Consider the following 15,240-nt stretch of genomic DNA (forward strand, 5'->3'; position numbering starts at 1 on the left):
GGGCCCCGGCGCGGCACCGGCGTTCCCTTCTTGTAGAACCTGTTCTATCTTGACGGCCCGTCAGATATAGCCGCGGCGCGGGAGGTACGGACAGTGGACTTCACCTTCACCGAGGAGCAGCAGGCGGCCGTCGAGGCGGCGAAGGCCGTCCTCTCCTCCGTCACGCCGGACAGTGTGCCCAGCCCCGCGCTGACCGCGGGCGCCGTCGCCGACGACCTCGACCGCGCGCTGTGGCGGAAGCTCGCCGAGGGCGATCTGCTGGGCCTGACCCTCGACCCCCGGTACGGCGGCTCGGGCCTGGACCCGCTCGCCCTCTGCCTGGTGCTGCGGGAATGCGGCCGGGTGCTGGCCCGGGTGCCGCTGCTGGAGTCCAGCGCCGCCGCGCTGGCCGTGCAGCGCTACGGCGGGGACGAGCTGTGTGCCGATGTGCTGCCCCGGGCCGCCCGCGGCGAGCTGGTCCTCACCGCGGCCTCCAGCGGCCGCACCGGCCATGGCCCGGCCGAACTCGCCGTCCAGGCACGGCGGAACGGCGAGGGCTGGGTGCTGGACGGCGTCCAGACCGCGGTCCCCTGGGCCCATGGCGCCGATCGCGTGCTGATCCCGGCCCACACCGGGGAGGGCGGTACGGTCCTCGCCCTGGTCCCCCGCGACCATGCGGGCGTCGCCCTCGAGGAGCAGATCTCCACCAGCGGTGAGCGGCAGGCCGAGGTCCGGCTGGACGGAGTGCGGCTGGCCGACCGCGAGATGCTGACCGCGGACGGCGCCTGGGAGTGGCTGCGCGATCTCCTCACCACCGGCACCTGCGCCCTCGCGCTGGGCCTCGGATCGGCGGTGCTGGACCTCACCAGCTCGTATGTGAGCGACCGCGAGCAGTTCGGCTTCCCGCTCGCCACCTTCCAGGCGGTCGCCGTGCAGACCGCCGACCGCTATATCGACCTGCGGGCCATGGAGGCCACGCTGTGGCAGGCGGCCTGGCGGCTGTCCCTGGACGAGGAGCGGCCCACGGCGAACGGGCCGCTGCCCCTCGCGGGAGACGTCGCCGTTGCCAAGATCTGGGCCGCCGAGGGCGTGCGCCGCGTCGTCCAGACCGCCCAGCATCTGCACGGCGGCTTCGGCGCGGTCACCGACTACCCCCTGCACCGCTACCACGCCTGGGGCAAGCAACTGGAGCTCTCGCTGGGGTCCGCCGCCGCCCACGAGGAGGCACTGGGCGAACTCCTCGCCGCCCACCCCCTCGGCTGATCGCCACCGCCCTCGCCTGATCGGCGCGCCCCGCCGATCAGCGGGGAAGGTCGGCGGGGAAGATCAGTAGGGAAACATCTAGAGCACAAAGGCCCCTTCGGCGGTGCCGTCGGGGCCGCTCACCATCGGGCGGCCCGCCGCGTCCCAGGCGAGCATCCCGCCGTCCACGTTCACCGCGTCCAGCCCCTGAGCGACCAGATACTGCGTCACCTGCGCGGAGCGGCCGCCGACCCGGCACATCACATGCACCCGGTGCCCCTCGCCGACCGCCGCGGTCAGCTCGCCGAACCGCGCCACGACCTGGCCCATCGGGATGTGCAGCGCGCCCTCGACATGCCCGGCCGCCCACTCGTCGTCCTCCCGGACGTCCAGCAGAAGGCCTTCGGCCGGTACCGCCGCCGCCTCCACCTGGGGAAGCTGGGCAAAATGCATCGGACACACCTCTCACACGACATCGGCAACTGCGGCAAACCTACTACCGCACCAGCTCCGCGAGCCGGGCCTCCTTCTCCGAGGCCTGGGCCAGCAACTGCTCGGCGATCTCGTCCAGCAGCCCATCGGGGTCCTCGGGCGCCATCTTGATCATCGCGCCGATCGCGCTCGACTCCAGCTCCGCGGCGACCGCGGCCAGCATCTCCTTGCGCTCGGCCAGCCACTCCAGCCGGGCGTACAGCTCCTCGCTGCGGCTCGCCCGCCGCTCCGGCGGCGGCGGACCGGCCTCCCACTCCTCGGCCAGCGCCCGCAGAGCCTCCTCGTCCCCGGCCGCGTACGCCGCGTTGACCCGCACGATGAAGGCACCGCGCCGCTCCCGCTCGGCCTCCTCCTCGGCCAGATCCGGATGGGCCTTACGGGCCAGCTCCCGGTAGATCCGGCGGGCCTCCTCGCTCGGCCGCACCCGCGGCGGCGGCTGCACGGGCCGCTCGGTGAGCATCGCCGCCGCCTCCGGTGAGAGCCCCTCCGAGTCGATCCAGCCGTGGAACAGCTCCTCAACACCCGGCATCGGCTGCACCAGCCCCCGCGCCTCACGGGCCTTGCGGAGGTCCTCCGGATCGCCGGTACGGGCCGCGAGCGCCTCGGCGATCAGCGCGTCCAGCTCGTCCAGGCGCGAGTACATCGGCCCGAGCCGCTGGTGGTGCAGCCGGGAGAAGTTCTCCACCTCCACCCGGAAGGTCTCCACCGCTATCTCGAACTCGATCAGCGCCTGCTCGGCCGCGCGCACCGCCCGCTCCAGCCGCTCGGCGGCCTGAGTCTCCTCCTGCGACCGGTCGTGCGACTCCGCCTGGGGCTCCGCGTCCGACATCGACTGCCGTCCCTGCTGCTGCGCTTCCGGATTCGTCACCCGCTCAGACTACGTCCGGCGGTGATCGGCGACCGAGGTCACACCCCCGCCCGCGGCTCACACCCCCATCTCGGCCGCTATCCGTCCATTGCGCACCGCCATGACCAGCGCGGAGTGATCCGCTTCCGTGCGATCCGCGTACGCCACCGCGAAGGCGGCCACCGCCTCGTCCAGCTCCTCCCCCTTGCCGCAGTAACCGGCCAGCATCCGGGGGTCCGCGCTGTGGGAGTGCGCCCGGGCCAGCAGGGCCCCGGTCATCCGCCCGTAGTCGTCCATCTGATCCGCGGCCAGGGCCGCCGGGTCCACGCTTCCCTTGCGATTGCGGAACTGGCGCACCTGGTAATGCCGCCCCCGCACCGTGGTCCACCCCAGCAGGATGTCGCTGACCACCTGCATCCGCTTCTGGCCGAGCACCACCCGCCGCCCCTCGTGTGTGACATCCGGCACCTCGAAGCCGGCCTTCGCCAGATGCGGCAGCAACGCGGACGAGCGCGCCTCCTTCACCTGGAGCACCAGCGGCTCGCCCCGGTGGTCGAGCAGCAGCACCACATAGGAGCGGGTGCCCACACTCCCCGTGCCGACGACCCGGAACGCCACATCGTGCACCTCGTACCGCGAGAGCAGCGGCAGCCGGTCCTCCGGCAGCGTGCCCAGATACCCGGCGAGCGACGAGGCCACCGCCGCCGCCTCCTCGTCCGGCACCCTCCGCAGCACCGGCGGCGCGTCCACGAAGCGCCGGGCCTCCGGCCGGCCGGCTGCCCCCTCCTCGCCCGGCACGGGTTCGGTGGCCCGGGCGGCGTACCGCGCGCTGGTGTTCCGCCGGGCCTTCTCGGAGATCCGCTCCAGCGTGCCCACCAGATCCCTGGCGTCCGTGTGGGAGACCAATTCCTCGTCCGCGATCGCGTTCCACGCCTCCGTCGCCGGGAGCTTGGCCAGCAGCCGCACCGTGCGCCGATAGGCGCCCACCGCGTCCTGGGCGGCCGCCCGGCAGGTGTCCTCGTCGGCCCCCGCCTCCCGGCCGGCCAGCACCAGCGAGACCGCGAGCCGCTTCACATCCCACTCCCACGGGCCGTGGACGGTCTCGTCGAAGTCGTTGAGATCGATGATCAGGCCACCGCGCGCATCTCCGTAGATCCCGAAGTTGGCGGCGTGCGCGTCGCCGCACAGCTGGGCCCCGATACCGGTCACCGGCGTGGTCGTGAGGTCGTACGCCATCAGCCCGGCGGCCCCGCGCAGAAATGAGAAGGGGTTCGCGGCCATCCGCCCGACCCGGATCGGGGTGAGCTCCGGCAGCCGCCCGGCGTTGGACCGCTCGACCGCCGCCACCGGATCCGGCCGCCCGGTGTCCCTCGGCGGCTCGGCATGCGCCGAGCGCGGCACGCTCTGGCGCAGCGCCTTGCCCCGCTGCCGGGGCGAGGGCCCCTCACCGTGCCACACGGCGAAGCCCGGAACCGGCGGCACCCGCCGGGACGCCAAGCCCGCTCCATCCCCACCGCCCGGCGCCCGCTCGCCGCCGTCGCCCCGGCCGCCCGCTCCGGCTCGGCCGTCCTCAACGCCGCCGTCGCCCTCAACGCTCCGGTCGTCCGTCATCGCGCCCCCGCCCCTCTCGCACACGACATCGACTGAATCGACTGAGCCGACCGTACCCCCTGTCCACCCACCCCGTCAGAGCCTGTGGAAAACCTTGACGATCATGGCGAAATCCCAGATCAGACGGCGGGCCCAGATCAGAGGACGGGCCCCGAATCAGAACGTGATCCGGCTCAGCCCCGGCTCAGCCCCGGAACTGCTTCGGGCACTCCTCGCCGCCCGAGGGCAGGTGGTTCTCCGCCCACCGCGACAGCTCCTTCAGCGCGGGCTCCAGCGCATTCCCCGCGTCCGTCAGCCGGTAGGCCACCCGCAGCGGCGGCCCGGCGTCGACCTCGCGCACCACCAGGCCCGCCGTGGTGAGCTCGGTGAGCCGGTCCGACAGCATCCGCTCGCTGATGCCCGGAATGGCCCGCCGCAGGTCGGCGAAGTACGCCCCCTGCTCCGTCAGCACGGCCACGATCAGGCCCGTCCATCGCTTGCCGAACAGCTCGAAGAACCGCGTCATCTCGCCGTCGACCTGCTTGCAGGCCTGCTCGCTGTGGTCCCCACGATCCTTCGCCATGGAATACAGACTACTGCTTTCCGGTTCGGGACTACGAAAAAGTAAGCTACTGTGCCTTCTGTAGGTACGTAGGTATTACTGGCTCCTTCCCGAGCCTTGTCACTGGAGGCATCCATGCCGACTCTTCTGCACCTCGACACCTCCGTCTTCCCCGGCGAAGCCTCCGCTTCCCGCTCGGTCACGGCCACCTTCCGCAAGGAATGGGAAGCCCAGCACCCGAACGGCACGGTGATCTATCGCGACCTGGCCACCGAGCCGCTGCCGCACCTGGACGGCCTCGCGGCCGCCGCCGGTTTCGCCGCTCCCGACCAGCGCTCCCCCGAGCAGCACGCCGCCTTCGCCCTGCGGGAGACCCTTGCCGGCGAGCTCGAGCAGGCCGACGTGGTCCTGATCGGCGCCCCCATGTACAACTTCACGATTCCCTCCACCCTCAAGGCGTGGCTGGACCACGTGATCATCATGGGCCGCACCGCGGGCGCCGAGGAGACCACCACCTCCGGCACCCCGACGATCGTCGTCGCCAGCCGCGGCGGCGGTTACGGCCCGGGCACCCCGCGGGAGAGCTTCGAGTTCGTGACGAACTACCTCGGGAAGGCCCTGGGCGACGGCCTCGGCCTCGATGTCACCTTCGTCGTGCCGGAACTCACGTTGGCCCGCAGCAATCCGGCCATGGCCGACCTGGTCGAGCTCTCGGACGCCTCCAAGGCGAAGGCCCATGAGGACGTCGCGGCGAAGGCCAAGGAGCTCGCCACGCGCTTCGCCGCCGCCTGATCCCACCGATCTGCCCGACCCGGCTGATCCGGTCCCACCGGACATCCGGTCCCACGGGACGGACATCAGACCGCAGGGGCCTCCTCTTCCCGGGAGGCCCCTGCCGCTTGTCCGGGAGACGGGAAACCCGTGAGACGGGGAGACCTGGGAGACGAGAGACCCGGGAGACCCAAGAGGCCGTGCGGGAGAGACCCGGGAGGCTGTCAGAGAGGGAGGATCCAGAAGGCCCCGCCGCGAACGCGAAGCCGCCCGCACACGCGAAGCCCCCACAAACGCGAAGAGGGCCCCTCCGAGCGACTTTCGTCACTCCGGAGAGACCCGCTCCGACTGGTGCGCGAGGGGGGAGTTGAACCCCCACGCCCTTTCGGGCACTGGAACCTGAATCCAGCGCGTCTGCCTATTCCGCCACCCGCGCATGGGTGCTGCCGTCCGGCCACTCTCCCCGCTCCCCGGCCCGATCTTCTTGATCCGTCCGGCTCGTGTGGAGCGCCTTCCGACATCCAGAACATTAGCACGCCCCTCGGGGTGCAATCACACCCGTTACCGGGGCCCTCGCCCCCACCCGTCCGTAGAGCGTCACGGTTGCGGGACACTGTCGTCAGGGCACCTCTACGATCCCTGTGAGAGGTGACACTGCTCCACAGGGCCAGGAAGGGGAACCACCCGATTTCCCGACGCGTGGATACGATCAGTAAGCAGTACCAGGACGACGCAGAGCACGACTGAGGAAGGAGGTGCCCGGTGGGAGTACTGAAACGCTTCGAGCAGCGTCTCGAGGGCCTCGTGAACGGCACCTTCGCCAAGGTGTTCAAGTCCGAGGTCCAGCCGGTCGAGATCGCCGGCGCGCTCCAGCGCGAGTGCGACAACAACGCCACGATCTGGAACCGCGACCGGACGGTCGTCCCCAACGACTTCATCGTCGAGCTGAGCGCGCCCGACTACGAGCGGCTCAGCCCGTATTCCGGACAGCTCGGCGACGAGCTGGCCGGTATGGTCCGCGACTACGCCAAGCAGCAGCGATACACCTTCATGGGCGGCATCAAGGTGCATCTGCAGAAGGCCGAGGACCTCGACACCGGCCTGTACCGGGTGCGCAGCCGGACCCTGGCCTCCAGCGAGTCCCAGAGCCCGGAGCAGGCGCCGGGCCGCGCCGGAGCAGGCGCGGCCCCGCAGCAGCGTCCCGGCGGTTACGGCTACCCCGCCCAGCCCGCCGGTGCCCCTCCGATGCCGTCCGCGCCCCCCGGCGCCCGTCCGGCGCCCCGCGGCGGCGGAGCGGCGGCCGGCGTCGGAGCCCAGCCGCAGGGTCAGACCCGCCGCTGGATCGAGATCAACGGAACCCGCCACCAGATCTCCCGGCCCACGCTCGTCCTGGGCCGCTCCACCGACGCTGACGTGCGGATCGACGATCCCGGTGTCTCCCGCAGACACTGCGAGATCCGGGTCGGAACCCCACCGACCATCCAGGATCTCGGGTCGACGAACGGCATCGTGGTGGACGGACAGCACACCACGCGCGCTACGCTCCGCGACGGCTCGCGGATCGTCGTGGGCAGCACCACCATCGTTTACCGGCAAGCCGAAGGGTGAAGCGGGGGCAATGTCAGAGCTGACCCTCACGGTCATGCGGTTGGGTTTCCTCGCCGTACTGTGGCTGTTCGTCATCGTGGCCGTCCAGGTCATCCGCAGCGACCTGTTCGGGACCCGCGTGACCCAGCGCGGTTCGGCGCGGCGCGGCGCCCCCGACCGGCCGCAAGCGCAGCAACAGCAGCAGCGGCAGCAGAGCGCGCCGCCGCCGCAGCGCCAGCAGTCCGGGGGCCGCCGCGGCCGCGGTGCCCCCACCAAGCTGGTGGTCTCCGAGGGCACGCTCACCGGCACCACGGTCGCCCTGCAGGGGCAGACCATCACCCTCGGCCGTGCGCACGATTCAACAATCGTGCTGGACGACGACTACGCCTCCAGCCGGCATGCCAGGATCTACCCGGACCGTGACGGCCAGTGGATCGTCGAGGACCTCGGGTCCACCAACGGCACCTATCTGGACCGGACCCGACTCACCACACCGACACCGATTCCGCTGGGTGCGCCGATCCGTATCGGCAAGACCGTCATCGAGCTGCGGAAGTAGTAGGACCATGACGACCGGAGGGTGGGCAGCGTGGTTGGCAAGGGGCTGTACCCGGAGCCGACGGGCGAGGTGCGCATGAGTCTGTCACTGCGTTTCGCGGCCGGATCGCACAAGGGCATGATCCGGGAGGGCAACGAGGACTCCGGCTACGCCGGTCCCCGGCTGCTCGCGATCGCCGACGGCATGGGTGGCCAGGCCGCCGGCGAGGTCGCCAGCTCCGAGGTGATCTCCACCCTCGTCCAGCTCGACGACGACGTCCCGGGCTCGGACATCCTCACGTCCCTCGGCACCGCCGTGCAGCGGGCCAATGACCAGCTGCGCGTCATGGTCGAGGAGGACCCGCAGCTGGAGGGCATGGGCACCACGCTCACCGCCCTGCTGTGGACCGGCCAGCGGCTCGGTCTGGTGCACGTCGGCGACTCGCGCGCGTATCTGCTGCGCGACGGGGTGCTCACCCAGATCACCCAGGACCACACCTGGGTGCAGCGCCTGGTCGACGAGGGCCGGATCACCGAGGAGGAGGCGGGCACCCACCCGCAGCGCTCCCTGCTGATGCGCGCGCTGGGCAGCGGCGACCACGTCGAGCCCGATCTGTCCATCCGCGAGGTCCGGGCCGGTGACCGCTATCTGATCTGCTCCGACGGCCTGTCCGGCGTCGTGAGCCACCAGACCCTCGAGGACACCCTCGCCAACTACCAGGGCCCGCACGAGACCGTGCAGGACCTGATCCAGCTCGCGCTGCGCGGCGGCGGCCCCGACAACATCACCTGCATCGTCGCCGACGTCCTGGACGTCGACGGCGCCGACACCCTCGCCGCCCAGCTCAACGACACCCCCGTGATCGTGGGCGCGGTCGCCGAGAACCAGATCCCGCTCGGGGACGGCGGCGCCGCGCACAACACCCCCGCGGGCCGGGCCGCCGAGCTCGGCCGGTCCGTACCGCCGCAGCAGGGCGACGCGCACGGCGGCTTCGGACCGCCCGGCAGCGGCGATCCGGCCATCGGCGGTATGCCGCAGGGCAGTTACGGCGACTACGCCGACGGCGACCTCAGCAAGAAGAGCGGCCGCAAGACATGGGCCAAGCGGTCGCTCTTCATCGTGCTCGGCCTCGCCGTGATCGGTGGCGGCCTCTACGGCGGCTATCGCTGGACCCAGACGCAGTACTACGTGGGCTCCAACGACGGCCATGTCGCGATCTACCAGGGCATCAGCCAGGATCTGGCCTGGATCAAGCTCAACAAGGTCCATGAGGACCACCGCGAGATCGAACTCAAGTACCTCCCGGCCGACCAGCGCGGCCGTGTGGAGGACACCATCACGGTCAGCGGACTGGACCAGGCCCGGGACAAGACCAAGGACCTCGCCACCCTCGCCAGCGCCTGCAAGAAGGCCGATGCCCAGGAGAAGGCCGAGGAGAGCCAGAAGGACCTCACCGGCGGCGACAAGGGCAAGGGCGACAAGGCGCCCAGTGGCGGCGCCTCCAGCAGCGCCGACCCGTCCAGCAGCGGCAAGCCCGGGGACCAGAAGAACGAGAACCAGCTCGGAACGAACGCCGCCAAGGCCACGTCCAAGCCCACGCCGACGACGTCTCCCACTCCGAAGCCCGGCCCCACCCTCTCGGAGGAGGAGAAGAAGTTGGTCCCGCAGTGCAGCAGCACCCAGCAGTGAAGCCGTAAGGGGCCGTCCACCCATGAGCAGTAGTACGACCAACACGACGACGATCAGTACGGCCGGACCGCCGAGCAGGCGGAACACCGAGCTGGCCATGCTCGTCTTCGCGGTGATCATTCCGGTCTTCGCCTACGCCAACGCGGGCCTGGCGCTCAGCGACGAGATGCCCTCCGGCATGCTCAGCTACGGCCTCGGGCTCGGTCTGCTGGCCGCCGTCGGCCATCTGGTGGTCCGGAAGTTCGCGCCGTACGCGGACCCGCTGCTGCTGCCGATCGCCACGCTCCTCAACGGGCTGGGTCTGGTGCTGATCTGGCGGCTGGACCAGTCCAGGCGGCTGGCCCAGCGGGCGAAGGACGCCGGCATGGCCTTCTCGCCCTCGGCCCCCAACCAGCTCATCTACTCGGCACTGGGCGTCGCCCTCTTCGTCGGTGTCCTGATCCTGCTCAAGGACCACCGCATCCTCCAGCGCTACACCTACATCTCCATGGTCGTGGCGCTGATCCTGCTGATCCTTCCGATGTTCTTCCCGGCGCGCTTCGGCGCCCGCATCTGGATCACCCTCGGCAGCTTCTCCATCCAGCCCGGTGAGTTCGCCAAGATCATCATCGCCGTGTTCTTCTCCGGCTATCTGATGGTCAAGCGGGACGCGCTCGCCCTGGCCAGCCGCCGCTTCATGGGGCTGTACCTGCCGCGCGGCCGCGACCTCGGCCCGATCCTGGTGGTCTGGGGGATGAGCATCCTCATCCTGGTGTTCGAGACCGACCTGGGCACCTCGCTGCTGTTCTTCGGCCTCTTCGTCGTGATGCTGTACGTCGCCACCGAGCGCACCAGCTGGATCGTCTTCGGTCTGCTGATGTCCGCGGCCGGCGCGGTCGGCGTCGCCACCTTCGAGCCGCACGTCCAGTCGCGTGTGGACGCCTGGCTCCAGCCCTTCGAGGTGGCCAAGAACGGAGGCAGTGACCAGATCGCCCAGGCGCTGATGGCCTTCGGCTCCGGCGGCGTCTTCGGCACCGGCCTCGGCCAGGGCAACTCCGACCTCATCGGCTTCGCCGCCAACTCCGACTTCATCCTGGCCACCGTCGGCGAGGAACTCGGGCTCGCGGGCACCATGGGGCTCCTGCTGCTCTACGGCCTGATCGTGGAGCGCGGTGTGCGCACCGCCCTCGCCGCCCGGGACCCGTTCGGCAAGCTGCTGGCCATCGGCCTGTCCGCGGCCTTCGCCATCCAGGTCTTCGTCGTTGCCGGCGGTGTGATGGGCCTCATCCCGCTGACCGGTATGACCATGCCGTTCATCGCGCAGGGTGGTTCGTCCGTCATCGCCAACTGGGCACTCGTCGCCATTCTGATCAAGGTCAGCGACACCGCGCGCCGCCCGGCGCCGGCGCCCGCCCCCACCACTGACGCCGAGATGACCCAGGTGGTCCGACCGTGAACAAGCCCCTGCGCCGAATCGCGATCTTCTGCGGACTCCTCGTCCTCGCCCTGCTGGTGCGGGACAACTGGATCCAGTACGTCCAGGCCGACGAGCTGAAGAACCACGAGGGAAACCACCGGGTTCTGATCGCCCGTTACAGCCAGCCGCGCGGCAACATCATCGTCGACGGCCAGCCGATCACCGGATCCGCCGAGACCGGTGGCATCGACTTCAAGTACAAGCGCACCTACAAGGACGGCCCCATGTGGGCGCCGGTCACGGGGTACGCCTCGCAGGCGTACGACGCCAACCAGATCGAGAAGATCGAGGACGAGATCCTCACGGGCAACGACGACCGCCTCTTCTTCAACCGGACGATCGACATGATCACCGGCAAGAAGCAGAAGGGCGGCGACGTGATCACCACCCTGAACCGCAAGGCCCAGGAGGCCGCGTTCGAGGGCCTCGGTGACAAGAAGGGCGCCGTCGCCGCGCTCGACCCGCGGACCGGCAAGATCCTCGCCCTCGCCTCCACCCCGAGCTACGACCCGTCGAAGATCGCGGGCGCCACCTCCAAGGACAAGGAGGCGTGGCTCGGGCTCCAGCCGAAGAAGTCCAAGGACGACCCGATGCTCAACCGGGCGCTCCGTCAGACCTACCCGCCCGGCTCGACCTTCAAGGTCGTCACCGCCGCGGCCGCGCTGGAGAACGGCAAGTACACCGACATCGACGGGCCGACCGACTCGCCGGACCCCTGGAAGCTCCCGCTGTCCACCCAGCCCCTGCCCAACGAGGGGAACATCCCCTGCAAGAACGCCTCGCTGCGGCAGGCACTCCGCTACTCCTGCAACACGGTCTTCGGCAAGCTCGGTGACGACCTCCGCCAGGACAAGGTGCGGGAGGAGGCGGAGAAGTTCGGCTTCAACGAGACGATCGACACCCCCGTCCGCGCCTACGCCAGCGTCTACCCCGAGGACATGGACCGTCCGGGCAACGCGATGTCGGCCATCGGCCAGTTCGACAACCGGGCCACCCCGCTCCAGATGGCGATGGTCGCCGCCGCGGTCGCCAACGACGGCAAGCTGATGAAGCCGTACATGGTCGACTCGCTGCGCGCCCCCAACCTCAACACCATCGAGCAGACCGACCCGGAGCAGATGAGCCAGCCGCTCAGCTCGGAGAACGCCCAGAAGCTCCAGAGCATGATGGAGACCGTGGTCAAGGAGGGCACCGGCACCAGCGCCCAGATCCCGGACGTCACGGTCGGTGGCAAGACCGGCACCGCGCAGCACGGCGTCGCCAACAGCAAGAACCCCTATGCGTGGTTCATCTCCTACGCCAAGGGGGACGACGGCTCGCCGGTCGCGGTCGCGGTCGTCATCGAAGGGTCCAACACCCTCCGCGGCGACATCGCCGGTGGCAAGCTGGCCGCGCCGATCGCCAAGAACGTGATGAAGGCCGTACTGGAAACCGAGCGCGACAAGTGACCCCCGTCACGTCCGGATACCAATCCCGCACGTCGCCGTACCGGTCCGGTATCAGATAGCCACTGAGGCCGGGTCCCGTAAGACGTGCCGGGTACGGTATGCGCGAGCAGCACTTCGCCGGCCCGCAGGTGCGGCCGGGAACCACGGAAGAGGGCTGGAGTAGCTATGGAAGAGCCGCGTCGCCTCGGCGGCCGGTATGAGCTGGGCTCAGTGCTCGGCCGCGGTGGCATGGCGGAGGTCTACCTCGCGCACGACACCCGCCTCGGCCGTACTGTCGCTGTGAAGACGCTCCGGGCGGACCTCGCTCGCGATCCGTCCTTCCAGGCCCGGTTCCGCCGAGAGGCCCAGTCGGCCGCCTCGCTCAACCATCCCGCGATCGTCGCGGTCTACGACACCGGCGAGGACTACGTCGACGGCGTCTCGATCCCGTACATCGTGATGGAGTACGTCGACGGTTCCACGCTGCGTGAGCTCCTTCACTCGGGCAGAAAGCTGCTCCCCGAGCGCTCGCTGGAGATGACCACCGGCATCCTCCAGGCCCTCGAGTACTCGCACCGCAACAACATCGTCCACCGGGACATCAAGCCTGCCAACGTCATGCTCACGCGGGACGGCCAGGTCAAGGTGATGGACTTCGGCATCGCCCGGGCCATGGGCGATGCCGGTATGACCATGACTCAGACGGCCGCCGTCATCGGCACCGCCCAGTACCTCTCCCCCGAGCAGGCCAAGGGCGAGACCGTCGACGCGCGCAGCGACCTGTACTCCACCGGCTGTCTGCTCTACGAGCTGCTGACCGTAAGGCCGCCGTTCGTGGGCGACTCCCCGGTGGCCGTCGCCTATCAGCACGTGCGGGAGGAACCGCAGCCGCCGAGCACGTACGACCCCGAGATCACCCCGGAGATGGACGCCATCGTCCTGCGGGCGCTGGTCAAGGACCCCGACTACCGCTACCAGTCGGCCGACGAGATGCGCGCCGACATCGAGGCGGCCCTGGAGGGCCAGCCGGTGGCCGCCACCGCCGCCCTGGGCGCGGTCGGCTACGGTTCCGACGACCAGCCGACCGCGATGCTGCGGCCGCAGAACTCCGGCGCCGGGGCGCAGACCTCGATGCTTCCGCCGATGCGCGAGGACGACGGCGGCTTCGGCTACGACGAGCGGCCGGACCGCGGCCGGGGGCGCGGGGGTCCCGGCAAGAAGAGCAACCTCTCCACGATCCTGCTGATCATCGCCGGGATACTGGTGCTGGTCGGTGCGATCTTCATCGGGAAGTCACTGTTCGCCGGCGGTAAGAACGACGACATGGTCCCGGTCCCCAATCTCGTCGGCAAGACGATCGAGGACGCCAAGAGCCAGGGGGAGAACGGCGACTTCAAGGTCAAGAACGTCGGCTCCAAGTTCTGCGCGAACGCGGACAAGAACACCGTCTGTGAGCAGACCCCCAAGGGCGGCGACGAGGTCAAGCGGTACGGCACCGTCGAGCTGACCATGTCCAAGGGCCCCAAGCCCGCGGCCAGGGTCGAGGTTCCCGACGTCCTGAACGTGCAGTACGAGTCCGCCAAGCAACAACTCGAGGCCAAGGGCTTCACCGTCGACCAGAAGACCGAGCAGTCGGACCAGACCGCCGGCAAGGTGATCGACCAGGACCCGAAGGGCGGCAAGAAGGTCGCGAAGGGCGCCACGATCACCCTGACCGTCGCCGAGGCCCAGCAGAAGGTCGTCGTCCCGGACGTGACCACGCAGAAGGTCGAGGACGCCACGAAGTCGCTCCAGGGCAAGGGCCTCAAGGTCCAGACCCAGGAGGTCGAGAACGGCGACGTCGAGGCCGGCACGGTCACCGACCAGACGCCCAAGGGCGGCCAGGAGGTCTTGCCCGGATCGACGGTCACGCTGACCGTCGCCAAGGAGCCGGCACAGGACGAGAACGTGCCGGTGCCCAACCTGGGCGGCCAGAAGCTCAAGGACGCCAAGAAGGCGCTCCAGGACCTGGGCCTCAACGTGGGCAACATCGCCGGTCCGCAGGACGACAACGCCTCCGTGGTGGCCAGCCAGCCCGGCGCGGGCACCCAGGTGCCCAAGGGCCAGTCCGTGAACCTCATCACGGTCGCCGGCCAGGGCGGCAACGGCGGCGGCGGTGACAACGGCGGAGGCATCTTCGGCGGCCAGAACGGCTTCTAGCCGGCCTCCGGGCACCGTGACACGGGAAGCCCCCGGCGCCCTCTCAGGGCGCCCGGGGCTTCTCCGTGCCGGGGGCTTCCAGGGGCAGGGCGCTAGCGCAGTTCCTTGGGGGGCGTGCGGTCCGCGTCGACCTTCTCGGTGCGCTCCAGCTCGCCCCACACGATGTAGCGGTGGCGGGAGGTGTAGACGGGGGTGCAGGTCGAGAGCGTGATGTAGCGGCCCGGCCGCTTCCGGCCCGACTCCTTCGGGACCGAGTCCAGCACGTCCACGTTGTACTTCGAGGTCTCCGGCAGCGTCGCGTAGACCTTGTAGACGTACCAGGTGTCGCGGGTCTCGAAGACCACCGGGTCGCCCTCGTGGACCTTGTCGATGTTGTGGAACTTCGCACCGTGCCCGTCCCGGTGCGCGGCCAGGCTGAAGTTGCCCTTCTTCGCCCACGGCATCGCGGACTTGACCGGCTTGGTGTAGTAGCCGGCCACACCGTCGTTGAGGGTCTCGGTGGCGGTGCCCTTCTTGACCAGCACCTCGCCGTTGTGCATGGACGGCACGTGCAGGAAGCCGATGCCGCTCTTGGTGTCCAGCTTGCCCGGCCCCTGCTGCGCCCAGTGCCTGCGCACCCGGTCGCCCTGCTTCTTCGCCTCACGGTCGGCCAGGACGTTGGTCCACCAAAGCGAGTAGACGACGAACAGGGCGAGGATGATCCCCGCGGTGATCAGCAGCTCGCCGAAGACGGCGATGGCCGCTGCCACCCGTCCACGGCCGGGACGGCGGCTGGGCGTTGCGGGCGGGCCGGGGTGCCGGTCCCGCCGCTCGTCGTGGTCGGTCCGTACCACCGCGTCGTACCCCTTTTTTCTGGTTACC

Annotated in this window: 13 protein-coding genes and 1 tRNA gene; 8 read left to right on the top strand and 6 right to left on the bottom strand. The window is 70.0% G+C overall.

Annotation, left to right across the window (positions count from 1 at the left end):
- Positions 1–93 precede the first annotated feature (93 nt).
- Positions 94–1,242, top strand: coding sequence for an acyl-CoA dehydrogenase family protein (locus LIV37_RS25260; RefSeq protein WP_020869931.1), 1,149 nt, complete (start codon positions 94–96; stop codon positions 1,240–1,242).
- Positions 1,243–1,320: 78 nt separating this feature from the next.
- On the opposite strand, the gene LIV37_RS25265 is transcribed toward LIV37_RS25260, so the two are convergent.
- The 4 genes from LIV37_RS25265 to LIV37_RS25280 form a co-directional block, all read right to left on the bottom strand.
- Positions 1,321–1,674 carry a rhodanese-like domain-containing protein gene (locus LIV37_RS25265; protein WP_020869932.1) on the bottom strand — a complete coding sequence of 118 codons (354 nt, stop codon included), beginning with the start codon at positions 1,672–1,674 and terminating at the stop codon, positions 1,321–1,323.
- A 43-nt stretch (positions 1,675–1,717) separates the two neighbouring features.
- Entirely contained in the window at positions 1,718–2,542 is an 825-nt protein-coding gene (locus LIV37_RS25270) for a hypothetical protein (RefSeq protein WP_020869933.1), read from the bottom strand.
- 96 nt (positions 2,543–2,638) lie between these two features.
- Entirely contained in the window at positions 2,639–4,171 is a 1,533-nt protein-coding gene (locus tag LIV37_RS25275; RefSeq protein WP_121824530.1) for a DUF2252 domain-containing protein, read from the bottom strand.
- A 184-nt stretch (positions 4,172–4,355) separates the two neighbouring features.
- Positions 4,356–4,733 (bottom strand): winged helix-turn-helix transcriptional regulator, encoded by a 378-nt coding sequence (locus tag LIV37_RS25280; RefSeq protein ID WP_020869935.1) that lies wholly within the window; start codon positions 4,731–4,733, stop codon positions 4,356–4,358.
- Between the two features lie 114 nt (positions 4,734–4,847).
- Here LIV37_RS25280 and LIV37_RS25285 point away from each other — a divergent pair, with 114 nt between their 5' ends.
- Positions 4,848–5,504 (top strand): FMN-dependent NADH-azoreductase, encoded by a 657-nt coding sequence (locus tag LIV37_RS25285; protein WP_020869936.1) that lies wholly within the window; start codon positions 4,848–4,850, stop codon positions 5,502–5,504.
- 328 nt (positions 5,505–5,832) lie between these two features.
- On the opposite strand, the gene LIV37_RS25290 is transcribed toward LIV37_RS25285, so the two are convergent.
- Positions 5,833–5,919 (bottom strand) — tRNA-Leu (locus LIV37_RS25290).
- Between the two features lie 326 nt (positions 5,920–6,245).
- On the opposite strand from LIV37_RS25290, the gene LIV37_RS25295 reads away from it, so the two are divergent.
- The 6 genes from LIV37_RS25295 to pknB all read left to right on the top strand — a co-directional run bounded on the left by LIV37_RS25295 (position 6,246) and on the right by pknB (position 14,379).
- The gene (locus LIV37_RS25295) at positions 6,246–7,091 is read left to right on the top strand and encodes an FhaA domain-containing protein (protein WP_020869937.1); all 846 of its coding nucleotides are present in this window, start codon (positions 6,246–6,248) and stop codon (positions 7,089–7,091) included.
- 10 nt (positions 7,092–7,101) lie between these two features.
- A complete protein-coding gene (locus LIV37_RS25300; RefSeq protein ID WP_020869938.1) occupies positions 7,102–7,629 on the top strand; it encodes an FHA domain-containing protein FhaB/FipA in 528 nt (175 codons plus the stop codon).
- A gap of 75 nt (positions 7,630–7,704) precedes the next feature.
- Positions 7,705–9,297, top strand: coding sequence for a PP2C family protein-serine/threonine phosphatase (locus tag LIV37_RS25305; RefSeq protein ID WP_121825280.1), 1,593 nt, complete (start codon positions 7,705–7,707; stop codon positions 9,295–9,297).
- 22 nt (positions 9,298–9,319) lie between these two features.
- On the top strand, positions 9,320–10,732 hold the full coding sequence (locus tag LIV37_RS25310) for an FtsW/RodA/SpoVE family cell cycle protein (RefSeq protein ID WP_121824529.1): 1,413 nt from the start codon (positions 9,320–9,322) through the stop codon (positions 10,730–10,732).
- Positions 10,729–12,201, top strand: coding sequence for a peptidoglycan D,D-transpeptidase FtsI family protein (locus LIV37_RS25315; protein WP_020869941.1), 1,473 nt, complete (start codon positions 10,729–10,731; stop codon positions 12,199–12,201). Before LIV37_RS25310 ends, LIV37_RS25315 begins: the two co-directional genes overlap by 4 nt.
- A 165-nt stretch (positions 12,202–12,366) precedes the next feature.
- A complete protein-coding gene (gene pknB / locus LIV37_RS25320; protein ID WP_020869942.1) occupies positions 12,367–14,379 on the top strand; it encodes a Stk1 family PASTA domain-containing Ser/Thr kinase in 2,013 nt (670 codons plus the stop codon).
- Positions 14,380–14,471: 92 nt separating this feature from the next.
- On the opposite strand, the gene LIV37_RS25325 is transcribed toward pknB, so the two are convergent.
- Entirely contained in the window at positions 14,472–15,212 is a 741-nt protein-coding gene (locus tag LIV37_RS25325) for a class E sortase (RefSeq protein ID WP_254807113.1), read from the bottom strand.
- Between the last annotated feature and the right edge of the window lie 28 nt (positions 15,213–15,240).

Source organism: Streptomyces rapamycinicus NRRL 5491 (assembly GCF_024298965.1).
GTDB classification, from domain to species: domain Bacteria; phylum Actinomycetota; class Actinomycetes; order Streptomycetales; family Streptomycetaceae; genus Streptomyces; species Streptomyces rapamycinicus.

Coding starts and splice junctions, on each gene's coding strand:
- LIV37_RS25310 (WP_121824529.1), top strand. CDS start 9,320: ATGAGCAGTAGTACGACCAACACGACGACGATCAGTACGGCCGGACCG.
- LIV37_RS25280 (WP_020869935.1), bottom strand. CDS start 4,733: ATGGCGAAGGATCGTGGGGACCACAGCGAGCAGGCCTGCAAGCAGGTC.
- LIV37_RS25285 (WP_020869936.1), top strand. CDS start 4,848: ATGCCGACTCTTCTGCACCTCGACACCTCCGTCTTCCCCGGCGAAGCC.
- LIV37_RS25275 (WP_121824530.1), bottom strand. CDS start 4,171: ATGACGGACGACCGGAGCGTTGAGGGCGACGGCGGCGTTGAGGACGGC.
- LIV37_RS25305 (WP_121825280.1), top strand. CDS start 7,705: ATGAGTCTGTCACTGCGTTTCGCGGCCGGATCGCACAAGGGCATGATC.
- LIV37_RS25265 (WP_020869932.1), bottom strand. CDS start 1,674: ATGCATTTTGCCCAGCTTCCCCAGGTGGAGGCGGCGGCGGTACCGGCC.
- LIV37_RS25300 (WP_020869938.1), top strand. CDS start 7,102: ATGTCAGAGCTGACCCTCACGGTCATGCGGTTGGGTTTCCTCGCCGTA.
- pknB (WP_020869942.1), top strand. CDS start 12,367: ATGGAAGAGCCGCGTCGCCTCGGCGGCCGGTATGAGCTGGGCTCAGTG.
- LIV37_RS25270 (WP_020869933.1), bottom strand. CDS start 2,542: ATGTCGGACGCGGAGCCCCAGGCGGAGTCGCACGACCGGTCGCAGGAG.